This window comes from Niastella sp. OAS944 (assembly GCA_024809215.1).
Taxonomy (GTDB): domain Bacteria; phylum Bacteroidota; class Bacteroidia; order Chitinophagales; family Chitinophagaceae; genus Niastella.
This window is the reverse complement of the sequence record JANUBW010000013.1, coordinates 247,044-267,543: the sequence shown is the minus strand read 5'-3', so window position 1 is coordinate 267,543 and position 20,500 is coordinate 247,044. Positions and strand designations below refer to the sequence as shown.

The following is a 20,500-nucleotide window of genomic DNA, read 5'->3' as shown; positions in this document are numbered from 1 at the left end:
GCAAATCCGGTTCTTAATGTTAAATTGCGAATTATGAAGAAATTGGTTGTAACAGCACTCCTGTTTAATTCCGTACTATGTGTGCAAAAGGTTACTGCCCAATATGAAAGTATTGTACAGCAAGGTGAGTTTGGCATATCGGCAGGGGCAGCACATTATTTTGGTGACCTGAATACAAGAGCAAAACTCAATAGGCCCAAGCCGGCCTTTGGTGTATTTTTTCGTAAACAATTCGGCAACTATACTGCATTGCGTATTGCCGCACATTATGCCCGCCTGGGATATTCCGACGTATACAATACCCAAAACGAATATCAACGCCGCCGCAACCTAAGCTTCAACTCAAATGTATTTGAGCTTACCCTGCAAGGCGATTTCAACTTTTATAAATTTGTTCCTTCCGATCCATATTACAACTGGACCCCATATGTTACACTGGGCGTAGGCGTTTTTAGTTACGATCCCTTTGCCTACCTGAATGGGAATAAATATTTTCTTCGGCCGTTAGGAACCGAAGGACAGGGAACAGCAGCCTATCCCGACCGGAAGCCCTACAACACCATGGCGCTGGTTGTTCCTATTGGCGTTGGGGTAAAATATGCTATCAACGACCGTATGAACCTGGGCTTTGAAGTAGTATACCGTTACACCGGTACCGATTACCTCGATGATGTTAGCAAAACCTATGTAGGTTCCGATAAATTTCCGCCGTTACCCGATGGATCTGCGTCGGCAGCCCAGCTGTTGCAAGACCGTTCCTACGAAACCGGCGACATTATAGGCATTGAGGGCCGCCAGCGCGGTTATTCAAAACAAAAAGACGCTTATGTGTTAGCAGAGGTTACTTTATCATTCAATCTTACTTCATATCGTTGTCCTTCGGCCAATTAACAATAGGCAACAGGCAATTGACAAGGGCTCGCTTTTAGCGGTTTTCCAATTAAAAGCTGGCCTCGCGATAACAGAATACAAAAGGCAAATTGAACACTCAATTTGCCTTTTGTATTTAACTCATTGAAGAACAGAGAAATAATTAAAGAAAACAACTACTGCCAAGGTTTTGTTATTGCCTATTGCTTATTGCCTATTGCCAATTGATTTCCGTACCTTTGTGCCCTTCAAAAAAAGGGTATGCAAAGCCTTCGGGATCAAATTGACCTTCAACGACTTCCTCGCCATATAGCAATTATTATGGACGGGAACGGCAGATGGGCGAAAGAAAAGGGGCAAGACCGCCTCTATGGCCATTTTCATGGCGTAGAAAGCGTGCGTAATATTGTAGAAGGTTGCGCTGAGTTGGGCGTTGAATACCTTACACTATATGCATTTTCTACCGAGAACTGGGACCGGCCTCAAATGGAGGTTACGGGCCTTATCGAGCTGCTGGTAGAAACCATTCGCAACGAAACCGAAACCCTCAATAAGAACAATATAAAACTGCATGTTATTGGTGACGTTAAAATGTTGCCCGAATATGCACAAAAAGCACTGAACGAATCGCTGCAGATAACCAGCCAGAATACAGGTTTGAACCTGGTAATGGCCTTAAGTTATAGCAGTCGATGGGAACTGGTACAGGCCGTACAGCACATTGCCGAAGATGTAAAAGCCGGGAAAATAGACCCTGCGGCCATTACCCAAAACACCCTGCAACAATACCTGGCTACCAGCAATTTCCCCGACCCCGAATTAATGATTCGGACCAGCGGCGAATACCGCATCAGTAACTTTTTATTATACCAACTAGCTTATGCAGAATTGTATTTCACCAATGTTCGTTGGCCCGATTTCCGGAAGGAGAACCTGTACGAAGCCATCCTGGATTTTCAAAGCCGTGAGAGAAGGTTTGGAAAAACGGGTGATCAAATTAAAAAGGAACATATAAACGGATAATTACGAACTGGTCATGAATTAATTATGATTCCGTCGATTAATGTCCTTTTTAACAAACCCTTTTAATAAATCCCCCTTAATTTGCTCCACTTTAAATTCCCCGGAATGCAGCGTTCGCGTACACTTAGTATTTTTTTACTGGTATTTGCATCTTTAACTGTCGGTTCACTCCGTGCTCAGGTCGTTACCGACACCGTTCCAACGTCTATTGATCCGGAATTAGAGAATATAGTTAACTCAAAAGTTCCCAAAGAATATTTTATTGGCGGAATTGTGGTTACCGGTACAAAACGGTACGATCAGCAGCTGCTTATATCAATTGCGGGTATTAATGTGGGCGATAAAGTGATGATACCGGGGGGCGATAACTTTAGCAAGGCCATTATTAATCTGTGGAACCAGCACCTTTTCTCTAACGTTCAGATATACTTTACCAAGCTCGAAGGCAATAAATTATTTATAGAGGTCCACGTTTCAGAAAGACCGGCCCTGTCGAAGTTCAATATTATTGGTGTAAAGAAGGCCGATCAGGATGAACTGAAAAATAAAGTATCACTGGTGCCCGGCCGCGTGGTAACTGAAAACACCAAACGCACAGCTGAAGAGGCCATTAAGAAATATTATACCGAAAAAGGTTTCCAAAGCGCCAGCATTCGTATTGAAGAAGTACAGGACCCCGCGCTACCCAACTCAATTGTACTGAACCTGTATGTTGAAAAAGGACATAAAGTACGTATTGATAACGTGAGCTTTTTTGGCAACGACCAGGTAACCGGGCTGAAATTGAAAAAGCAACTGAAGGGTACCAAGGAAATGACCAAAATGACCTTGTATGCCGATACTACTAAAGGTCCCTACGGTATAACCGATAAGATCTTATTTAAAGATTATTTGAGAGACGCCGGCTTTTTGTCGCTTACCAAAACCAAAGAATTCCTCGATCCATATTTTCGCTTTAAGTTATTCAGCTCAGCCAAATTCAATGAGAAGAAGTTTGAAGAAGACAGAGATAAAGTGCTTGAGTATTATAACTCACTGGGTTTCCGCGATGCCACCATTGTAGACATTCAAAAATATTATAACCAGAAAGGTAACCTGCGTATTGATATAAAAGTAGACGAAGGCCATCGCTATTATTTTGGTAATGTTACCTGGAAAGGAAATACAAAATTCCCCGATTCAGTGCTTGCCCAAATGCTGGGTATTACCAAAGGTGATATTTATAACCTGGAGATCCTGAATAAGAAACTGGGTAAACAAATGTCGCAGGAAGGTGGTGACATCAGCAGCTACTATATGGACGATGGATATCTCTTCTTCCGTATTGAGCCCGTTGAAACTGCCGTATATAATGATACGATCGATTTTGAGATCCGTATACAGGAGGGGCCCCAGGCTACCATTAAGAACGTTACTATTTCCGGTAACGAAAAAACCAAAGAGCACGTTATTCGCCGTGAGTTGCGAACGCTGCCCGGTGAAAAATTCAGCCGTCAGGACCTCATCCGTTCTCAGCGTGAAATTGCGCAGCTGAACTTCTTCAACCAGGAGAAGATCGGCATTAACCCTGTTCCCAACCCCGAAGATGGAACGGTAGATATTCATTATACCGTTGAAGAAAAATCTTCTGACCAGCTTGAGTTAAGCGCCGGTTGGGGTGGTGGTATCGGTTTAACCGGTACACTGGGTGTATCGTTCAACAACTTCTCTATTAAAAATATTCTCAACAAAAAGGCCTGGGACCCATTACCTACCGGTGACGGGCAAAAGCTGAGCATGCGCGTACAATCGAACGGCCGTGCATACCAGTCGTACAACTTCTCTTTCACCGAACCCTGGTTAGGTGGTAAGAAAAGAAATTCGCTTACGTTCAGCATGTATAAGAGCGTATTCCGTACCGGCGGTATTGATGCCAGCGGAAGATATTTCTTCAGCGATACCAACAGGCTGAAAAACTTCGGCGCCAGCATTTCATTGGGTAAACAATTGAAATGGCCCGATGACTTCTTTACCCTGGTATACTCATTGAGCTATACGCAGTACAAACTGCAGAACTATACCCTGTTCACACAGGATTTCAAAAATGGTACGTCAAACAACCTGAGCGTAAAAGTTGCGCTTAACCGTAACTCTGCAGGCCCCAACCCAATTTTCCCTGTAAGCGGCTCTAACTTTATGTTGAGCGGTCAGTTTACGCCACCGTATTCCTTATTTAAGCAGAACACTACCAATCAGGATGCATATAAATTACCTGAGTTCCATAAATGGCGGGTGAATGCCGAATGGTTCATTCCTATTGGCCGTCCGATGGGCGCCGACAGAAGCCGTCAGTTTGTACTGCGTGCTGCAGCCAAATATGGTTTTATGGGCCGTTACAACAACAAGCTCGATTACTCACCATTTGAGCGTTTTCAGGTGGGTGATGCCGGTTTGGCAAATGGTAGCTATATCTTAGGTTACGACATCATTGCGCATCGCGGTTACCCCGTGTATGAAAGCTCTGATCCTAAATACAATCCTGATCAGCAGAACGCACGTCAGTTCTTTACTATATTTAATAAGTATACAATGGAACTGCGTTATCCGTTCACTACTAACCCAAGCAGCACCATCTTTGGTATGGTGTGGTTTGAGGCTGCCAACGGCTGGTACGATTATAAATCGTATGACCCCTTCCGTTTGCGTAGAAGTGCTGGTGTGGGTATGCGTTTCTTCCTGCCAATGTTCGGTTTGCTTGGATTTGATTATGGCGTAGGCTTTGACCGGGTTACACAAGGCGGCAGATTACGTGATGCAACACGCTTTACATTTATGTTAGGTTACGAGCCTGAATAAACCAATAGGCAATGGGCGATAAGCAATGGGCAAAGAACATGTTAAAAATTGCCAATTGCATATTGCCAATTGCTAATTAAATATTACCATTGACCATTAAGGATACACTTTAAAAAATAAACACCATGAAAAAAGTATTTTTTATTGCCTGCCTGATGGTGCTAACCTTAGCCTCGCAGGCTCAACGTGTAGCTATAGTAGATACTAAATACATTTTGGATAAACTACCTGAGTATAAAGAAGCGCAAAAAAAGCTTGACCAGTTTAGTGAGCAATGGCAAAAAGAAGTAGATGGCAAGCAAAGCGCCCTCGATAAAATGTATAAAGATTTTGAGGCTGAGCAGGTAATGCTTACCCCGGAATTAAAGAAAAAACGGGAAGATGAGTTGTTTGTACGCGAGAAAGAAGTTCGCGATCTGCAGCGTAAACGCTTTGGTTTTGAAGGCGATCTGTTCAAAAAGCGGCAGGAACTTGTGAAACCCATACAGGATAAGGTATACAACGCAATTCAGAAGATGGCTGTAAACCGTATGCTGGATTTAATTTTGGATAAAAGTGAAGGAATTACTGTTATATTTGCCGACCCCAAACTGGACCGTAGCGAGGATATTTTAAAAGATCTGGGAGTTAAATAAAACATAAGACAAAAAGGGGAAACAACCAACTATAGGTTTTTTTCAACTTAAACTAAAAATAACCGTCCACCCGCAGGCAAAAGAAAACTGGCTAAGGGTGCTAAACAAAATCGAAATTAAATGAAAAAGTTTCTTTCCGTAACGTTGTTCGCCCTGGGTCTGGTAGCGGCTGGTGAAGTTAAGGCCCAATCAAAGATCGGATACATTAGCTCACAGGAATTAGTGAGCATTATGCCTGAAACCAGAAAGGCTGATTCTACTTTGCAAGACCTGCGTACTGTGCTTATTCAAAGCGCTACTGAAAAGCAAAATGCTTTTTATGCAGCCTTTGAAAAATTCAACAAAGACTCTGCTACTTATTCAGCTTCTGTGAAGTCTGTAAAGAAAAATGAGCTCACTAAAATGGGTCAGGAGTTAAGTGGTGAAGAAGAGCGCATTCAACAACAATTACAACAACGCCAACAGGAATTGCTGGCCCCTATCAATAAAAAAGCGTATGAAGCAGTACAATCAGTAGCTAAAGAAAATGGTTACGGATATGTATTCGAAAAAGAAGCGCTGCTGGTAGCTCCTCCCGGCGATGATATTCTGCCAATGGTTGCCAAAAAGCTGAATATTAAAGTGCCTGCACCCGGCGCAGCCCCCACAGCTCCCGGAGCAGCTCCTAAAACAGGCGCAAAACCATAATTAGACTAATAAGTTATCATATAGTGCCGCTTCGTTTTGGAGCGGCTTTTTTTATTTGGGGAAGGCTCGGCAATCGGCAATCGGCAATCGGCAATCGGCAATCGGCAATCGGCAATCGGCAATCGGCAATCGGCAATCGGCAATCGGCAATCGGCAATAAATTTCGGACGGCGCAAGATAGTATATCAGCCTTAACATTCGCGAACCCACTCACCACTCACCACTCACCATTGACCATTGACCATTCACCATTGACCCGGTAGGGTGTATATTTGCACCATGCAACCGATAGGAATTTTCGACTCAGGGTATGGTGGACTTACAGTAATGAAGGAGATTGTAAAAAAGCTTCCTCAGTATGACTATATGTATTTGGGCGATAATGCCCGGGCGCCGTATGGTAACCGTTCATTTGAAACAGTATACCGCTATACATTGCAATGTGTTGAATGGTTCTTTGAACAGGGTTGCCCGCTGGTGATACTGGCCTGTAATACTGCCTCGGCAAAAGCATTACGTACCATACAGCAGAACGATCTGGCAAGAATTGCGCCTGAGAACAGGGTATTGGGTGTTATACGACCTACCACCGAGATCATTGGCAACTTTACACGATCGCGCAACATAGGCATATTGGCCACCAATGGTACCGTACAATCAGGTTCTTACCTTATAGAGATTGAAAAATTTTTCCCCGATATAACGGTACATCAGGAAGCATGCCCCATGTGGGTGCCCATAGTTGAGAATAATGAGCACCAGCAACCTGGCGCCGACTATTTTGTAAAAAAACATGTAGACCATATTTTAAAAGCCGGAGCAGGCATTGATACCCTATTGCTGGCCTGTACGCATTACCCCCTGTTAAGAGATAAGATAAGGCAGTTTTTACCAGAAGGAATTACCCTGGTATCGCAGGGCGAAATAGTTGCCAACAGCCTGGCCGATTATTTGAACCGGCATAGTGAGCTGGAAAACCGCTGCAGTAAGAGCGGTGAGCGCATGTTTTATACCACCGACTCAACAGAAGACTTTGATAACCATGCAAGTATATTCTTTGGTGAGCCGGTACGCTCAAATCATATGAACCTTGATAATAGTATTCAATTAGCAGATCATATTTATTAAAACATTTTTGTTGCTCACGTTTCATACTTCAGTTTTCATTCTTTACCTTTGCGGTCCTTTCATCCGCTTATGGCGGGGCGGGCATGGTGGCTCGTCTGCAAAACTGGAACCTGATCCGCTTCTCCCGGATCATATTTCAAATTGTGTAAAAAAGAAATAAATTATGAAACGTACATTTCAACCGCACCGCCGTCGTCGTAAAACTGTTCACGGTTTCCGTAAGCGTATGCAAGATGCCAATGGTCGTAAAGTATTGGCCGCTCGTCGCAAAAAAGGACGTAAGAAACTGACTGTATCTGACGAAAGAAAATTAAAATAGTCTGTTAACCTCCCTTAACCGGGAAGGAGCAGTTTAAATACTTAATAGTCCCGTTTTGGCGGGACTATTTTTATTTTTGGCAAACCCTGATGGTGAAAAAGTTTACATTAAATAAAAATGAGCGGCTTAAGCGCCGAAAGATCATTGAGCAGTTGTTTAGTGAGGGCCGGGCTGTGAGCGCCTTTCCCATAAGGATACAATACAAGTTGGTTGATGAGTTGTTAACTGAGCCCCTGCAGGCAGGTTTTAGTGCAAGCAGCCGTAACTTTAAAAGGGCGGTTGACCGAAACCGCATAAAACGCCTTATGCGTGAAGCCTATCGCCTGCAAAAGGCGCCGCTGGAACAGGCTTTGCAAACAAAACAACGAAGGCTGGCGTTATTTTTAATTTACACAGGAAAGGAACTGCCTGAATTTGCCCTGGTAAAAGAAAAGATGGACGTGGTGTTGACGAAGCTGCTGCAAAACATAACCAATAGCTAGTGGAATGAAAATATTGCTGCGAATATTAAGTCTGCCCTTTATTGCCTTGATCAAGTTTTATCAATGGGTAATATCTCCTATACTGGGGCCTAAATGCCGGTTCACACCAACCTGTTCGCAATATTCCCTTGAAGCGTTCAAAAAGTATGGTGTATTTAAAGGGTTCTGGCTTACTGTAAAACGGTTAAGCCGTTGTCATCCCTGGGGCGGACATGGCTATGACCCACTCCCCTAATATCGAATATACCTTAAAAACGAAATGTCGAATATCGGTGTATTTCACTTCGACATTCGACATTCAATATTTGACATTCGATATTTCTTATTTCTTCATGCGCTCGATCAGTTCGTTCAGCGATTCCCTCTTTTGCTTGGCAGTAAAGAATTTATAGATCTCTGGTGCTTTACCGTCTTTATCAACAGATACTGAACCAGGAATATTGTTATAAGGATTGATCACCTGAGCATTTGAGTTAGAAGAAAGCTTTTTGATGGTTTTAGGAACGAGGAAATAGGTTTTCTTTTCGTCGCTCGCATTTTGACCATTAATAAGTTGTTGGGTACTATCAATAATATGCTCCAGTTGTTCAGTGCTGATAGAAGTAGCTCTGCCTTCACCGAAGTTTACCAAATTTCCGATAAGGGTATCGGCTTTCAGGTTCAGAACATATACACCGGCATCAGGTACTTCATAAACATGGTCGCCTTCGGGGCCTTTAACAGTAATGCCTTTATCTTTTTCAGAAAGAACGAGTTCAGCTTCGTTGTGTTGGGTTCCTGAGGTTTGGGTTACGGTTTTAGTAGCTTCATCAACCGTGATCTTACCGCTAGACATGATCTTTACTTTCTTTTGAACACCTGGAGAGCAGGCAGCGAAGCACATCACGGCAAACATTGTACTAAACAAGGTACATTTCATTGGGCTATAATTTGAAAGGTTAAAAAAAGAATCCCGGTAAAACCGGGATTAAATATAATAGGTAAGCTTCTTATTTCGCAGCTTTTGCAAAATTTTCAGCTACTTTATTCCAGTTGATAACATTCCAAATGTTCGTGAGGTATTCAGGGCGACGATTTTGGTATTTCAGGTAGTATGCGTGTTCCCAAACGTCTATACCTAAAATGGGGGTGCCTTTTACTTCAGCAACATCCATCAGGGGGTTATCCTGGTTAGGTGTAGAAGTGATTTGCAGGGTACCGTTGTTGATGATCAACCATGCCCAGCCGCTTCCGAAACGGGTAGCACCGGCAGCATTGAATTTTTCTTTGAAGCTATCAAAAGAACCAAAAACATCATTGATAGCATCGGCCAAAGCGCCTGTAGGCTGACCGCCAGCGTTGGGTGCCAACAGTTCCCAGAAGAAAGAGTGGTTCCAGTGACCACCGCCATTGTTACGAACGGCGGGGCTAATAGTGCCAGCTGCTTTTACCAGTTCTTCCAGCGATTTATTTTCATGGGGAGTACCCGCAATAGCTTTGTTCAGATTGTCAACATAAGCCTGGTGATGTTTTCCGTGATGAATCTGCATCGTCAGTGCGTCAATATGCGGTTCCAGTGCATCGTGTGCATAAGGAAGCGACGGTAGTGTAAATGCCATAACACTAAAATTTTAATTTTTGAAGATTTATGGTTGTAATCCCTTTCAAACGGTAACAAAAGTACAGGTCAATGGTTGATTAACCAATTCATTCTCTTTACGAAACGGAAAATTTTGGTGGTGGCTGTAATAATTTTTAAGTATTTTAGGTAGCTCTAGAGGTCTGCAAATCCTTACCAAATCAATCAAAAATGCTAAATATCATTAAAAGGAGAAACCTGATGCTGTTTTCTGCCACCATATTATCCACTGCTTTTCTGGGGTCTTCGCTACCCGAACAGGAAAAAACTAACGTTCTTACCACCCAGGAGCAAGAGGCTGGCTGGGTATTACTATTTAACGGTAAAAATACCGATGGCTGGCGGGGCTATAACAACAAAGCATTTGACAGCTGGACGGTAATTGACGGCCAGCTCTATTGTAAGGCCAATGATGTTAAACAGCGGGCCGATCTTATTACGGTTGATGAATACGATAATTTTGAATTGTCGATAGACTGGAAAGTAGATAAGGGCGCCAACAGCGGCATTATTTACCGTTCAAAGGAAACCAGTGGGCACAGCCACGAAACGGGTCCTGAATACCAGCTTATAGATGATGAAGGATATCCACAAAAATTAGAAGCCTGGCAAAAAAGCGGTTCAGATTATGCCATGTACCCTCCAAATGAAATAGCTGCCAAGCCAGCCGGAGAATACAATCACACCGTAATTCTGGTAAACGGAGCACATGTTGAACATTGGCTGAATGGCAAGAAAGTGGTTGAATATGAATTTTGGACGCCCGCCTGGCAGGAATTGAGGGAGAAAGGCAAATGGAAAAATGCCAAAGATTATGGCCTTGCCAAAAAAGGGCACATTGCGTTACAAGACCATGGCGGTGGCATTTGGTTTAAGAATATCAAACTGCGGAAGATTAATTAGCTAATTTGATAATTAGATAATGTGATAATTATTTCTGTGCAAATAATTTCATAAACTCCTTAATTCGAACTGAAGGCCGCGCAGGGGCATTATCACATTATCGCATTATCACATTATCACATTATCACATTCGCCATTAGCGTTTACTTCTGAAAAAGCTTTTCATCAGTTCGGCACACTCATCTTTCAAAATACCTTTTGTAACTTCTGTTTTGGGATGAAAGGGCCAATTAGGATCGGTAATATGTTTATGGCCGTTCTTCTCATCATCGGCGCCCCAAATGACCTTACCTATCTTGCTCCAGTAAAGCGCACCCGTACACATAAGACATGGTTCTACCGTAACATAAAGAGAACCTTCGGGTAGATATTTACTGCCCAGGTAATTGAATGCAGATGTAAGGGCGATGATCTCTGCATGCGCCGTGGGGTCGCTCAACCGTTCTACCTGGTTATGGCCCCGGGCAATGATGCGGTTATTCATCACAATAACCGCCCCAACAGGTACTTCCCCATCTTCATATGCTTTTTGAGCCTCTTTCAGGGCCTGTTGCATAAAGTATTCGTCGTTCATAACTCTTATTAATATTTCTTTTCTGATACCGTTCCTGCGCGTTAAGGTACATAATTGCCTTCAGATGTATAATGACGTTAGATGCCCGGGCTTTGGGAGTGTATATTTTGGCGCTTGGTAATAGGTACAGGTTTGTTATCTTAGTTCATCATCAATGCTAACGATTGACATATGACAGCTTCCTTTGCACAAGTCATGATTTTCTTAGCTTTGGGCATTGGCATTATTATTTTGCTTACTGCCGTTTTTCGTATTCATGCCTTCTTTGCCTTATTGATTGCCTGTTTTATTGTTGGGTTGGGTGTGCAAATGCCTGTAGCTACCATTATAAATGTTACTAAACAGGGCTTTGGCAACATTATGCAGTCACTGGGATTTATCATCGTATTAGGCACAACATTGGGTGTAATACTGGAACATACTGGCAGTACCCGGGTTATGGCTTCCTGGATATTAAAGCGAATAGGGGAGAAGCAGGCGCCGCTTGCTATGAGCATTACCGGCTTTATTGTTGGCCTGCCTATATTTTGCGATTCAGGATATATAGTGTTAAATGGGTTGAACAAATCATTAAGCAGGCGAACGGGTATTTCAATTGTCATTATGTCTACTTCACTTGCTACAGGATTGTATTCGGTGCATTGTTTAATTCCGCCACATCCCGGCGCTGCAGCGGCTGCCGGTACTATTGGCGTTGATTATGGCAAGTTAATTTTGTTAGGAATATTAGTAGCCATTCCAGCTATGCTTGTGGGGTATGCATGGGCACGTTATGCGGGAAAGAAATTTAAGATCAAAGACCCGGTAGCCCCGCATGTTGAAGAAATTACAAAAACGGCCCCATCAGTTCTTCTTTCTTTTCTTCCAGTGATCATACCCATTGTTTTAATAGGCGTAAAATCATTTCTTGCTATTGAAGCCGATAAAGCCATACCAGCCTGGATGCATCTTTTTATGGTCACCGGCGATCCGGTAATTGCACTGGCTATAGGTGCTATACTTGCATTATTAGCTGTACGATCATGGAAAAAAGGTGACATAGGCAAGCTGTTGCAGGAGGCTGCAGAAAAAGCTGGTGGCATATTGGTTATCATTGGCGCTGGTGGGGCTTTTGGCGCCATACTGGCTGCTACTAAAGTAGGTGAACATGTAAGCAGTGCTTTTAATTTACAAACATTGGGTATTTTTTTTCCTTTTCTATTAACTGCCGTGCTTAAAACAGCGCAGGGCTCATCAACTGTGGCTATAATAACTGCATCGTCAATTATATTACCGTTACTATCTTCGTTAGGTCTTGATAGTGAGATGGGAAGATTGCTGGCGGTATTATCGATGGGCGCTGGTTCTATGACTGTGTCGCATGCCAATGATGCTTATTTCTGGGTTATTGCAAAATTTTCTGGTCTCGAAATGCGGCCCATGTTACAGGTATACACTGTTGCAACGTTGCTGATGGGACTGGTAACGCTGTTGGTTGTTTATATACTTTCACTGTTCTATGTTTTATAAGTTAGCTTTTTTTAGAGGGGTTTAAATTTTTAAAAAATGCTAAAAAATTTGGGAAACCGAAAGGAATGAAATAACTTAGCATTCACACTCACACCTACATACAATCTACTAAACAAACATGGGCGCATCATTAAGGCAATATTAATTGCCCCTAAAGCAATATGCTTTAGTAAATGGTTATTGGTTTCAACTAAAAATAGGTTGAGGTTATAATGCTGTCAAAATATAAACCACATAAACCTTTTATTATGCGAACCTGTAATAATCACCCACTATGGTATAACCAACCATTACGCTTAACTGAAGAGCAAAGAAAAAATCCAATGTTAGTACTCTATGAATTTTTTGAGTGCTATCATCTAAACGATGTTCGTGATCTATTTTGGAAGTGGCTGGTAGAAGTATTATCAAGTCCCGGAAGTATTTCAGCTGAAGCGCTTGAACGCGGCAACAATATTTTCTTCTATGAAAAAATTGAATTGCTTATTGAGGCGTGCTTTTTAATAAGAAATCAGGCCCTTGAGCGTGCACAAAGTATTACACCGGTCATCCTGGCTACAGGGTAGCAGGGAAGCCACAATCCGTACTCAATAGTGCTGTGTAACACACAGCTAAAAATCAACATGAGTAATGAAAAGAACACATGCTTGTTGTGCGTTCTTATTTCATTGCTCATGTTTTGTGTTTTTGGGTAGCTTGAAATGTGTAACTTACCAATACAATCTTAATTCTCCGGAAATAGTATTTATATGAACCCTGAAGTAATGCAGCAAAAACTGCAACGATTGCGAGCTTTTTATGAAAGCGGCGCCACTCAAACACCGGCCTGGCGCAAACAACAGTTGCTGTTACTGAAAAATGCCATATTAAAGCATGAACAACAGTTATATGATGCATTGTATAGCGACCTGAAAAGAAGTGCTGAAGAGAGTTGGGTTACTGAACTGGGGGTAGCAATAGCCGAAATTAATGTGGCATTGCGCCATTTGCATTCGTGGATGAAACGGGAAAAGGTAAGAACCAACTTGGTAAATCTGCCATCTTCAAGTTTTATTATGCGTGAGCCATTAGGGGTTGTATTAATTATAAGCCCATGGAATTATCCCTTGCAATTATTATTTACTCCGCTAATAGGCGCTATTGCTGCCGGCAATTGTATAGTATTAAAACCTTCGGAACTGGCACCGGCTACAGCCAAATTAATGGGTGAAATAATAAAGGAAGTATTTTCAGATGAGTATATTCTCTATGTAGAAGGTGATGGCGCCCAGGCGGTGCCTGCTTTAATGAATGGATTCCGGTTCAATCATGTGTTTTATACAGGCAGTACAGCTGTTGGTAAAAGTATTTATCAAATGGCAGCCGCACAATTAGTGCCTGTTACTTTAGAGTTGGGGGGAAAAAGCCCGTGTGTGGTTGAGCGTGATGCCAATATTGAGGTGACCGCCCGCCGCATTGCGGTTACAAAGTTTTCAAATGCAGGGCAAATGTGCATAGCCCCCGATTATGTATTGGTACATACATCTAAAAAAAATGAACTTATAGCCGCTTTAAAAAAAGCCATTCATGCTTTTTATACAAATGATGCCGCTACCAGTTACAACTATGGAAAAATAATTAATGAAAGGCAGTTTAAACGGCTTACAGGTTATTTAAATCAGGGAGTTATTATACATGGCGGCCTTCATAAGGTTGAGGAATTATATATTGAACCTACCATTATTGAAAATGTGTTGCCAGATGCACCGCTGATGAAAGAAGAAATTTTTGGTCCTATTTTACCTGTAATTACTTTTAACACCCTGGAAGAAGCCAAAGCAATTATTCAAAACAATCCTGATCCTTTAGCGTTTTATATTTATACCTCCGATGCCGGCAGGGAAAGGGAATGGTTACAAACTATTCCGTTTGGTGGCGGATGTGTAAATAACTCAAGCTGGCATTTTACCAATCACCATTTACCTTTTGGCGGACGTGGTAACAGTGGAATAGGGAAGTATCATGGAAAATACAGTTTTGATTTGTTTAGCAATGCCAAGGCCGTAATGAAAACCCCCGCCTGGTTTGATCCGGCAATCAAATACCCGCCATTTAAAGGCCGGTTACGGTTATTTAAATGGATTATCAGATAAGATTGGTTAGATATTAGTAAAGTGTAATAATATTTTATGACAGGCCGACAAAGAATTTTAAAGATCGTTTATCCATTGTGGATCGCTTTTACCAGGCTATTAGGTAAAAACACAAAAATATTATCGAATGGTAAAAATACCAGGCCTGTACAATCGATATATGACCTTAGTGTTCCCCTGAACAATGGGAATGCATTACCCCTGCAAGCCTATAAAGGCAAGAAGGTATTACTTGTAAATACGGCCAGTGATTGCGGGTACACCAATCAGTATGATGATCTGCAAAAGCTGTATCAACAGTTTAACAATCAGTTGGAGATCATTGCATTTCCCGCCAATGATTTCAAGGAGCAGGAAAAAGGGAATGATAACGACATAGCCCGGTTTTGCAAAGTGAATTTTGGCGTTACATTCCCTTTGGCAAAGAAAAGCGTGGTTGTTAAATCAACTGATCAAAACAATGTTTTTAACTGGCTTACCCATAAAGCAAAGAACGGCTGGAATGAAAAGGCTCCATCGTGGAACTTTTCAAAATACCTGATCGATGAGCAAGGTACACTTACCCATTATTTTGATCCTTCTATTTCCCCTTTGAGTGATGAAGTAGTAAAGGCCGTTAAAAAATAATGGCTATTTAACAAATTTAATTGAGAATGGATACTTGTAAGGCTCACCGTTATTGGCCTTAATGCCCGCAACAACTGCAAGTACCAGTGCTACAAGGGTTATTATGCCAAGAAGGGAAAGTAATCCCAAGCCGCTGCCTAAAAACGTAAACGGACTACCCCATAAGAGTCCAATACCAAACGTAATTCCTGCAATAATTCCAAGAACAATTTGGGCAATAAAATAAAGGACCACAAAGGTTAATTGAAAGTTCAGTGCTTCCTTGCCGTGAGGATCTATTTCGGGTAATTCATTCTTCTTTATTTGCCATACAATCAGCGGCCCTATAACAATGCCAGGCCACCATAATAAACCGAGTAATGCAGATAAATGACAAAGCATTGACCAGGTGCGTACATTTTGATCGCGGGGAGTCATAATGATAATGGTTTGCGTTAAGATAAGAAAGATTGGCCAATGTTTAACCGCTTTTATTGCACAACCTCAAACCTGTCTAACTGCGAGGCAACAGCTGTTATCATGGTACAAACCTGGTAGTAAAAGCTTTTATTTACTTTATCGAAAGTATCGCCGGGCCGGTGATAGTCTGCATGGTCTTCAACCCCAAAATACAGGTATGGGATATTATTTTGATGAAAGGGAAAGTGGTCCGATTGGTTGGTCCAGTCGTGTATGCCGGGTTTTTCGCCATCGTGCCCATATAGTACATGTACCGGGGTGAAGTTACGTACACTGTCAACATACTTTTTTAAATAGGGGTAGTGGTAGATGCCTGTAGCATAAATTTCACTGCTATCGCTGCGGCTTACCATATCCATATTTACATTAACTGTAATAGCGTTTAATGGTATGGGAGAATTGGCTACAAAATATTTTGAACCTAACAACCCTTTTTCCTCGGCATCAAACGAAACAAAGAGGATGGAGTGTTTGGGTGGATTTTGTTTGAAGTAAGCGGCCATGGCCAGCAGGGCGGCTGTGCCTGAGGCATTATCATCTGTTCCGTAGTACGTTTGTCCATTGCGTATACCCAGGTGATCGTAATGGGCGGTAATGGCTATATAACTATTTTCATATTGAGAACCTTTGATAACACCAATTACATTAACACCCTGCACGGTATCATTTCCCATTGGGAAAGGCTGCAAATACGAATCGCCGGCTTTTTCAAGTTTAAGCGAATCGAAAATTTTTACAATATATTCCCGCGCCAGCCTGTTACCCGGTGTTGCGGTTTCCCTTCCTTCCATTATCCCTGATGATAAATAAGCCAGATGGGTGATAAGCGAAGTGCTATCAATATTGTTTAATATGTGTGTTTTTGCGGCCTTATTTTTTTTATTCTCCGTAGCGGGCGGGCATCCGGTAAGCAAAATAACCCCTGCGATAATTGCCAGTATTGCAATTATCGCCATGGTTATTTTTTTTGCACGGGACATGTGAATGTGCATCATATATGGAGAATTTAAAGAGCCTTTTTAACATGCGCAGGCTGGCAACTGATCATCCTGAAGGGGAATTACCTGCCTTTCCAGAACAACGTCTTTGAATTTTTCTTTTACCTCATTTAAAATTCCATCTACTTCAGCTAATGTTTTTACAGTTACCAGTTGCGTGCGATATTCTTTTACATGTGGTAATCCCTTCAGGTAATTGGAATAATGGCGGCGCATTTCGAGAATACCCAATATTTCACCTTTCCATTCAACTGATTTATGTGCATGGGTGCGGCAAACTTCAACCCGCTCATCGATGGTTGGCAGCGGAAGCATTTCGCCGGTTTGCATAAAATGTTTTATCTCTCTGAATATCCACGGGTAACCAATAGCTGCACGGCCAATCATAATACCATCTACACCAAACCTGTTCTTATATTCAAGGGCTTTTTGCGGCGTATCTATATCGCCATTTCCAAAGATTGGTATTTGAATGCGCGGATTATTTTTTACTGCTGCAATTAACGACCAGTCGGCTTCGCCCTTATACAATTGAGCGCGGGTACGGCCGTGAATGGTAAGGGCTTTAATACCTACATCCTGCAGGCGTTCGGCCACATCTTCAATGTTTTTGCTGTTGTCGTCCCAGCCAAGTCTTGTTTTAACAGTAACCGGTAAAGAAGTTGATTTTACTACAGCAGCAGTTAAGCGTACCATAGCGTCAACATCTTTTAAAACGGCAGCGCCGGCGCCTTTGCTCACCACTTTTTTTACGGGGCAGCCAAAATTGATATCGACCAGATCGGGTTGAACGGTATCTACAATTCTGGCGCTCATGGCCATAGCTTCTTCATCGCCGCCAAATATCTGAATACCAAAGGGGCGTTCAAATTCGTTAAAGTCGAGTTTTTGTTTGCTTTTGATAGCATCGCGAATGAGGCCTTCGCTGGAAATGAATTCGCTGTACATGAGATCGGCTCCGTTTTGTTTACAAACGAAACGGAAGGGCGGGTCGCTTACATCCTCCATAGGAGCCAGAAGCAGTGGGAAATCAGGGAGCAATATGTTAGCGATTTTTACCATTTTTCTTGAGTTATAGTTAAATGCGCTGTGCCCGACCTATGTACTTATAATTTGAAAGCAAATCACAACACCTTATCTTGCACCCTTACAAGGATTTGCGCGCGGCTGCAAATTTACACACTAATTCTTTGTTTATACCAGCCTATGAGAGGTCATTTACGTTTAGCATCGCCCTGGCGCCAATTAGGGGTGCTCTTTGGTTTTTTCTGCTTGACTTATGTTTTCATAATGTCCTTAACATTAATTGTTTATAGTGTAAGTGGCATCAATAGCGTTGATCTTAACAACCCTCGTGATATAGGTATTGCCAAAATTCTGCAGGCGCTTGCTTCAATTATTCTGTTCGTATTTCCTGTTTATATATTTGTCCGGTTCACTTTCACCGGTAATTATGGTTATTTTTTAGGTTTAAAAAAGGCTGAAAGATCGAATATGTATGTTTTGGGCATTGTTGGTATTTTACTTGCCATGCCTTTTGTTTTTTGGCTGGGCGATCTTAATTCACGTATTCCCCTGCCTAGTGAACTGGTAAAATTGGAAGAAACGTCATCGAAGCAAATGGCAGCTTTTCTGAAAGTGAACTCGCCACTTGATATCGTTATTAACGTGTTTATTATAGCCTTGTTACCAGCAGTTTGTGAAGAGCTTTTCTTTAGAAGCGGTTTACAAAGGATCATAATTCATATCTGCAGAATCCCCTGGGCCGGTATTGTAATGACCGCCATTATATTTTCAGCATTCCATATGCAGTTTGCCGGATTTTTACCCAGGATGTTTTTGGGCGTTGTATTGGGCGCTATGTACTGGTTTAGTGGTAGCATATACACAAGTATGATAGCGCATTTTGTAAATAATGCTGTGCAGGTGATAGCCGCTTCCTATGCCCCTAAGTATATTGATAAAAATCCCGAAACCCCGGTACTGGCTGCTATAGTAAGCGGCATTGTTGTTTGGGCCATTCTATGGTATTTTCAAAAACAATCTACAGTAACCTATTCCAAAGTGTATAATACTGATGAACTGAACACTACCAATCAGTTCATAGCCTAAAATATATTTGTTTTTGCTTATGGCGCTCAACGTAAAAACATTAAAAACCCGATCGCTTACAGCCGTGGTTTTTGTAGTGGTTATGCTTACAGGCCTGTTATGGAACCACTGGAGCTTTTTTATTTTATTCAGCATAATCCATTTCGGCTGCTGGTCCGAATATCAAAAACTGATAGGATTAATTGATCCTGATTATACTACTATTACGCCTTTTCACAAATATGGCGTGAAATTGGCAGGCTGGTGCATCATGCTTTTTTTTACCAGCGACAACATTAGTTTTTTCGGAATGCATTTGCATGAAATAGGCTGGTTTCTTGGGCTGTTGTTCTTTTTTATACTGCCTATAGTAGAGCTGTTGTTTGCAAAGGAAATAAAGCCAAAGAATATTGGTTACTCAGCGCTCGGGTTATTGTATATCTCTTTAGCCTGGGGGTTAATGATGAGCCTGCGAAGTACTTTTATTCCGCCTATAAAAGAAGATGTGTTGCTTTCTCCCGACAGCTGGGGGAAAGTGATCCCAATCGGACTTATTTGTTCCATCTGGATCAATGATACCATGGCTTACATAGTTGGCTCACTGATAGGTAAAACGCCATTTTCTAAAATTTCACCCAAAAAAACCTGGGAAGGAACAGTTGGGGGCGCAATACTTTGTGTTGCCGTGATTGCGTTATTAGGATACTTTACAGCACCCGCCAACGGGTATCATGTAATACATTGGATTGCTATTGCTGCTATTGCGGCCGTTGTGGGAACAGCTGGCGATTTGCTTGAAAGCAAGCTGAAGCGTGTTGCCAATGTGAAAGACAGTGGGCATATTATGCCCGGGCATGGTGGCTTTTTAGACCGGTTTGATTCATTACTGTTAGCTATCCCATTCGTTTGGTTATATATTCAACTGGCACTAAAATGAAATCTCAACTACTAATCATTATCCTGTTAACCACATTATTAAGTTGTACAGCGTCACCTAAAGAAACGCCGGTGCCTTTGCTTGATTTTAAGACCGACATGATCAGCAAAAAACTGTACAAAGGGCAGATAAAACAAGGCAAAAGATGGAACGATAATCGAGGTGAAAACATTGTTATACTTACCGCAACAGGTGTTTACTGGGCAAATGTGTTGGATGCAACCCGCGGCTCAAAGTTATTTGCTTACCATTTCATAAAAATGGCCGATAATACGTTTAAGGAAGTTGGAAAAATAAGCGAAGTGGTAGATGATTGCGCTTTTGATGTAAAGTGCGATTTTTTCAGCAATTCGCTCTCTGTCACCGATCTTGATAATGATGGTATTGCCGAAGTGGGTTTTGCCCTGGTTAAGGGATGCCGGCTGGAGCTGGCACCGGATGAAAAGAAACTGGTGTTTTATGAAGGCAAGGACTTTTATACAATAACAGGTACTACTACCGTAGCCAAAGGAGCGCAAACGCTGGGCGGCGAAAAAAAGGTAGAAAAGAAGTTTGAAAAGGCGCCTGAAGCCTTCCTTGAATTTGCCAATAAACAATGGAATAAATTCGGGGCTGCCAGGATCGCCAAATAAAGAAATGCTGTGATGCATACTATTTTGTAATTTTAACCCCT

The 20,500-nt window shown here is 42.0% G+C and carries 23 protein-coding genes; 17 read left to right on the top strand and 6 right to left on the bottom strand.

What is annotated here, in order from left to right:
- The first annotated feature begins 33 nt into the window (after positions 1–33).
- The 9 genes from GGD38_RS35190 to yidD all read left to right on the top strand — a co-directional run bounded on the left by GGD38_RS35190 (position 34) and on the right by yidD (position 8,214).
- Complete coding sequence (locus GGD38_RS35190) at positions 34–891, top strand: DUF6089 family protein (RefSeq protein ID WP_375297757.1); 858 nt, start codon at positions 34–36, stop codon at positions 889–891.
- 240 nt (positions 892–1,131) lie between these two features.
- Positions 1,132–1,893: an isoprenyl transferase gene (locus GGD38_RS35185; RefSeq protein WP_375297758.1), complete on the top strand. Its 762-nt coding sequence runs from the start codon at positions 1,132–1,134 to the stop codon at positions 1,891–1,893.
- Positions 1,894–1,998: 105 nt separating this feature from the next.
- Complete coding sequence (locus GGD38_RS35180) at positions 1,999–4,728, top strand: outer membrane protein assembly factor (RefSeq protein ID WP_375297759.1); 2,730 nt, start codon at positions 1,999–2,001, stop codon at positions 4,726–4,728.
- A gap of 125 nt (positions 4,729–4,853) precedes the next feature.
- Positions 4,854–5,363, top strand: coding sequence for an OmpH family outer membrane protein (locus GGD38_RS35175; protein ID WP_375297760.1), 510 nt, complete (start codon positions 4,854–4,856; stop codon positions 5,361–5,363).
- 120 nt (positions 5,364–5,483) lie between these two features.
- The gene (locus GGD38_RS35170; protein ID WP_375297761.1) at positions 5,484–6,050 is read left to right on the top strand and encodes an OmpH family outer membrane protein; all 567 of its coding nucleotides are present in this window, start codon (positions 5,484–5,486) and stop codon (positions 6,048–6,050) included.
- 279 nt (positions 6,051–6,329) lie between these two features.
- The gene (murI, locus tag GGD38_RS35165; RefSeq protein ID WP_375303955.1) at positions 6,330–7,178 is read left to right on the top strand and encodes a glutamate racemase; all 849 of its coding nucleotides are present in this window, start codon (positions 6,330–6,332) and stop codon (positions 7,176–7,178) included.
- 163 nt (positions 7,179–7,341) lie between these two features.
- Positions 7,342–7,497 (top strand): 50S ribosomal protein L34, encoded by a 156-nt coding sequence (rpmH, locus tag GGD38_RS35160; protein WP_081160029.1) that lies wholly within the window; start codon positions 7,342–7,344, stop codon positions 7,495–7,497.
- Between the two features lie 89 nt (positions 7,498–7,586).
- Positions 7,587–7,979, top strand: coding sequence for a ribonuclease P protein component (locus GGD38_RS35155; protein WP_375297764.1), 393 nt, complete (start codon positions 7,587–7,589; stop codon positions 7,977–7,979).
- A gap of 4 nt (positions 7,980–7,983) precedes the next feature.
- Entirely contained in the window at positions 7,984–8,214 is a 231-nt protein-coding gene (gene yidD, locus GGD38_RS35150; RefSeq protein WP_375297765.1) for a membrane protein insertion efficiency factor YidD, read from the top strand.
- A gap of 87 nt (positions 8,215–8,301) precedes the next feature.
- Here yidD and GGD38_RS35145 read toward each other — a convergent pair whose 3' ends face one another.
- Positions 8,302–8,898: a hypothetical protein gene (locus GGD38_RS35145; protein WP_375297766.1), complete on the bottom strand. Its 597-nt coding sequence runs from the start codon at positions 8,896–8,898 to the stop codon at positions 8,302–8,304.
- 70 nt (positions 8,899–8,968) lie between these two features.
- Positions 8,969–9,577, bottom strand: a complete 609-nt coding sequence (locus GGD38_RS35140) for a superoxide dismutase (RefSeq protein WP_375297767.1) — start codon at positions 9,575–9,577, stop codon at positions 8,969–8,971.
- A gap of 191 nt (positions 9,578–9,768) precedes the next feature.
- Between GGD38_RS35140 and GGD38_RS35135 the strand changes: the two genes are divergently transcribed.
- Positions 9,769–10,500, top strand: a complete 732-nt coding sequence (locus tag GGD38_RS35135) for a DUF1080 domain-containing protein (RefSeq protein ID WP_375297768.1) — start codon at positions 9,769–9,771, stop codon at positions 10,498–10,500.
- A gap of 136 nt (positions 10,501–10,636) precedes the next feature.
- Here the strand turns inward: GGD38_RS35135 and GGD38_RS35130 are convergent, their stop codons facing one another.
- The gene (locus GGD38_RS35130; RefSeq protein ID WP_375297769.1) at positions 10,637–11,074 is read right to left on the bottom strand and encodes a nucleoside deaminase; all 438 of its coding nucleotides are present in this window, start codon (positions 11,072–11,074) and stop codon (positions 10,637–10,639) included.
- A 171-nt stretch (positions 11,075–11,245) separates the two neighbouring features.
- On the opposite strand from GGD38_RS35130, the gene GGD38_RS35125 reads away from it, so the two are divergent.
- The 4 genes from GGD38_RS35125 (at position 11,246) to GGD38_RS35110 (ending at position 15,342) form a co-directional block, all read left to right on the top strand.
- Positions 11,246–12,583: a GntP family permease gene (locus GGD38_RS35125; protein WP_375297770.1), complete on the top strand. Its 1,338-nt coding sequence runs from the start codon at positions 11,246–11,248 to the stop codon at positions 12,581–12,583.
- Positions 12,584–12,831: 248 nt separating this feature from the next.
- Positions 12,832–13,149, top strand: coding sequence for a hypothetical protein (locus tag GGD38_RS35120; protein ID WP_375297771.1), 318 nt, complete (start codon positions 12,832–12,834; stop codon positions 13,147–13,149).
- 183 nt (positions 13,150–13,332) lie between these two features.
- Complete coding sequence (locus GGD38_RS35115) at positions 13,333–14,715, top strand: aldehyde dehydrogenase (protein WP_375297772.1); 1,383 nt, start codon at positions 13,333–13,335, stop codon at positions 14,713–14,715.
- A gap of 36 nt (positions 14,716–14,751) precedes the next feature.
- The gene (locus tag GGD38_RS35110; protein ID WP_375297773.1) at positions 14,752–15,342 is read left to right on the top strand and encodes a glutathione peroxidase; all 591 of its coding nucleotides are present in this window, start codon (positions 14,752–14,754) and stop codon (positions 15,340–15,342) included.
- A gap of 3 nt (positions 15,343–15,345) precedes the next feature.
- Here the strand turns inward: GGD38_RS35110 and GGD38_RS35105 are convergent, their stop codons facing one another.
- From GGD38_RS35105 to dusB, 3 genes are all read right to left on the bottom strand, one after another.
- Positions 15,346–15,723, bottom strand: coding sequence for a DUF4870 domain-containing protein (locus GGD38_RS35105; protein WP_375297774.1), 378 nt, complete (start codon positions 15,721–15,723; stop codon positions 15,346–15,348).
- 89 nt (positions 15,724–15,812) lie between these two features.
- Positions 15,813–16,757: a M28 family peptidase gene (locus tag GGD38_RS35100; protein ID WP_375297775.1), complete on the bottom strand. Its 945-nt coding sequence runs from the start codon at positions 16,755–16,757 to the stop codon at positions 15,813–15,815.
- Between the two features lie 63 nt (positions 16,758–16,820).
- Positions 16,821–17,861 carry a tRNA dihydrouridine synthase DusB gene (dusB, locus tag GGD38_RS35095; protein ID WP_375297776.1) on the bottom strand — a complete coding sequence of 347 codons (1,041 nt, stop codon included), beginning with the start codon at positions 17,859–17,861 and terminating at the stop codon, positions 16,821–16,823.
- A 228-nt stretch (positions 17,862–18,089) separates the two neighbouring features.
- Between dusB and GGD38_RS35090 the strand changes: the two genes are divergently transcribed.
- The 3 genes from GGD38_RS35090 to GGD38_RS35080 are packed head-to-tail and all read left to right on the top strand — an operon-like array spanning position 18,090 to position 20,459.
- Positions 18,090–18,911 carry a type II CAAX prenyl endopeptidase Rce1 family protein gene (locus tag GGD38_RS35090; protein WP_375297777.1) on the top strand — a complete coding sequence of 274 codons (822 nt, stop codon included), beginning with the start codon at positions 18,090–18,092 and terminating at the stop codon, positions 18,909–18,911.
- 19 nt (positions 18,912–18,930) lie between these two features.
- Positions 18,931–19,827, top strand: a complete 897-nt coding sequence (locus GGD38_RS35085) for a phosphatidate cytidylyltransferase (protein WP_375297778.1) — start codon at positions 18,931–18,933, stop codon at positions 19,825–19,827.
- A complete protein-coding gene (locus GGD38_RS35080) occupies positions 19,824–20,459 on the top strand; it encodes a M949_RS01915 family surface polysaccharide biosynthesis protein (RefSeq protein ID WP_375297779.1) in 636 nt (211 codons plus the stop codon). The genes GGD38_RS35085 and GGD38_RS35080 overlap by 4 nt, the downstream gene beginning before the upstream one ends.
- Positions 20,460–20,500 lie beyond the last annotated feature (41 nt).